Source organism: Endozoicomonas sp. YOMI1 (genome assembly GCF_024606345.1).
In the GTDB taxonomy this organism is placed as follows: Bacteria; Pseudomonadota; Gammaproteobacteria; order Pseudomonadales; family Endozoicomonadaceae; genus Endozoicomonas.
This window is the reverse complement of sequence record NZ_JAHHPM010000212.1, coordinates 1-2,367: the sequence shown is the minus strand read 5'-3', so window position 1 is coordinate 2,367 and position 2,367 is coordinate 1. Positions and strand designations below refer to the sequence as shown.

Sequence of the window (2,367 nt, the reverse complement as noted above, 5' to 3'; positions counted from 1 at the left end):
CCAAAGCTGATGTACGATGGTGCTTTATATTTACCAGTACTTTTTGAGCACATACCTCGATTTCAACGTTCACATCTTCTGGCAGGGGGAAACCTCAACCAGGCTTCTGTCTTTTATTTCCTTTGACCTGGTCAGCTATGGAGCAGGCCTGACATCGATGACATTGAGGTATTTTCTTGTGGCTACCGGTATAGGGCAACTGCCAGCCACACTGAACTATTCTTATGCCGGAGAAATGCTGACTGGTGGCAGCCGTCTTGCCGTCATGGCATTGTTAACACTTTTTGCCATCTCAGTACTGATCTTTTTCCTGAAGTCTGTCTATTTCCGTGAATCGAGGACTGTTTCCAATGAATAAGAAAGCAGTATTATCCGATCAATACGTCAAAAGATGTATTTTATTCATCCTGCTACTGATTCTACCCTTCAGACTCGCCTATGCAGTACCGGAGGATTATTTTATTAGTGCAGAAACAGTTGCCAGCAATCTCGACAATTACCTGCTGATCGATGCCCGGGAATACTCTATGCCCTGTAACCGGAGTTGTAACGCAGCAGAGTGTCCAGTGTTTCAGGCTTCATTCTGCCTGCACACCAGCAGACCCCAACATTGAAGGCTCCGGGGTTACTAATGGCTGAGCATCCTGCCTCTTCAGAAGGTTGATGATGTCTGAGTAGGATTTGACTTTTGCTTCTGCGGCGGTCAAGCCTGGCCCCCGGGCTACCCCGAGGAGTGCATTAACGGTGAGGGTTGACGCTTCAGACTCTTCAGCTTTCATTAGAGCAGATTCTGCAAGTTTCAGTGGTGTCATTCCGTTCTGGGTTCTTTCGTTGATGGAAGCACCTCTGACAAGCAGGTGCTGAACTGCTTTTACATGGCCTTCATGGGCTGCATAATGGAGGGGGGTCATCATGCCGATGTTATCTATCTTAACCAGCGCATCCGGTATGTCCCGCCGACCATTATGCAGCAGGCCCCCCCTCAGGAAACACTCCTGTTTGAAGCGCGCCACCCCCAGTGCTACCCTGACTGCCTGATAATCCTTAACCCCCCCATCCGGTGTGACACCCACTCTTCTGCCAGTTCTGCCGGTGGTAGCATTGACGAAAGCACCACGGGCAATCAGTTGATCAATAATCTCTGACTTACCTGAATTAGCCGCAAGATGCAGAGGTGTTTGTCCCTTGTTGTTTTTGGCATTAACGTCAGAGGCAACCAGTACCTTAATGGCGTCTTGCCCATGGCGGCTGTAGACGGCACAGTGCAGGGGCGTCCATCCACGATGGTCACGGGCATTAACGTCGGCACCCAAGGTTATCATGGCCTGGATTTTCTCTTTTTGCCCCTCTTTAACCACCTCAAAAAAGGCTGATTTTCGGGAACCCGGATAATGAAGATTATTAATGTCAGCATCCGGGGTATTGGCGAGCAATTGGTCGAATAAATTCCAGTCATTGATTTTAAGCAGTGCGCCGAGTAACCCTGCACGCATATCGTCACAGGGCGCCTTAGAGTTACATATGGCACGAGCTAACGACCTGATTATGGGTGCAGTCAATTTGTTCTTTCCGTTCGTCCAGCTCCATAGAGACTCACCATCGCCAATGAGAACATTGGTAGCAGCACCAGCAGTCAGCAGCAGATCAACGGCCTGTGCCTGACCGGTATCTATAGCAATGTGAAGCGGTGTTTTTCCGTACTGTTTCCGGCGCTCTTCCCTTTCCCCGTGTCTTACAGTCGTCGATGTGTCGGTTCCCCGCATGAATTTCAAAATATTATTGCTCAACGCCATTGCAGGGTCAGATACCTTTGGCAACCATGAGGATTGGGCATTGATATTAGCGCCCCTGTCGAGCAATAGCCGGAGGCATTATGTTGCCCATGTTCCACCGCAAAATGCAGGGGGGTCTTGCTGCCGACAGCAAAGTGGAAGCGGGTCCTGACGCTGGCATTGATATTAGCGCCTTTATCAAGAAGAATCGCAATGGCATTGAGGGAATTTTTTGCTGCTGCAATATGAAGTGGGAGTCTTTTATCCGGGGCAGGGTGATTAATGTCAGCGCCACTGTCAATAAGGGCTATCATGGCCGCTTCATGACCATTTAACATGGCAAGCTGGAGTGGAGTCTCAGGGCGCTCATCTGTTGTGAGAGCATTGACGTTGGCACCATATTTGACAAGACATCTGACAGTCGCCTCATCACCTTTGCCAGCCGCGCAGTGCAGGGCAGTTATCCCGTCTTTGGTACTGGCATTGGCATTGGCCCCGTGTTCAAGCAAACCATTGACAATATCAGACCGACCTTCAGCGGCTGCCACGTGGAGTGGCGTCTTCTCAGGGTACAAACAATGGGTAATTTTCCGTT

4 protein-coding genes are annotated in these 2,367 nt (G+C 49.8%); 2 read left to right on the top strand and 2 right to left on the bottom strand.

Annotated elements, in window-relative coordinates:
• Positions 1 to 16: 16 nt before the first annotated feature.
• Both KDK15_RS21180 and KDK15_RS07285 read left to right on the top strand, forming a co-directional pair.
• Positions 17 to 358, top strand: a complete 342-nt coding sequence (locus KDK15_RS21180) for a VTT domain-containing protein (RefSeq protein ID WP_373691347.1) — start codon at positions 17 to 19, stop codon at positions 356 to 358.
• Positions 351 to 614, top strand: a complete 264-nt coding sequence (locus tag KDK15_RS07285; RefSeq protein ID WP_257294699.1) for a hypothetical protein — start codon at positions 351 to 353, stop codon at positions 612 to 614. Before KDK15_RS21180 ends, KDK15_RS07285 begins: the two co-directional genes overlap by 8 nt.
• Here the strand turns inward: KDK15_RS07285 and KDK15_RS07280 are convergent.
• Together KDK15_RS07280 and KDK15_RS07275 are read right to left on the bottom strand one after the other, a co-directional pair.
• On the bottom strand, positions 579 to 1,793 hold the full coding sequence (locus KDK15_RS07280; RefSeq protein WP_257294698.1) for an ankyrin repeat domain-containing protein: 1,215 nt from the start codon (positions 1,791 to 1,793) through the stop codon (positions 579 to 581). The genes KDK15_RS07285 and KDK15_RS07280 overlap by 36 nt on opposite strands.
• On the bottom strand, positions 1,784 to 2,367 hold a 584-nt coding region (locus KDK15_RS07275), incomplete at its 5' end, for an ankyrin repeat domain-containing protein (RefSeq protein WP_257294697.1). The genes KDK15_RS07275 and KDK15_RS07280, both read right to left, overlap by 10 nt.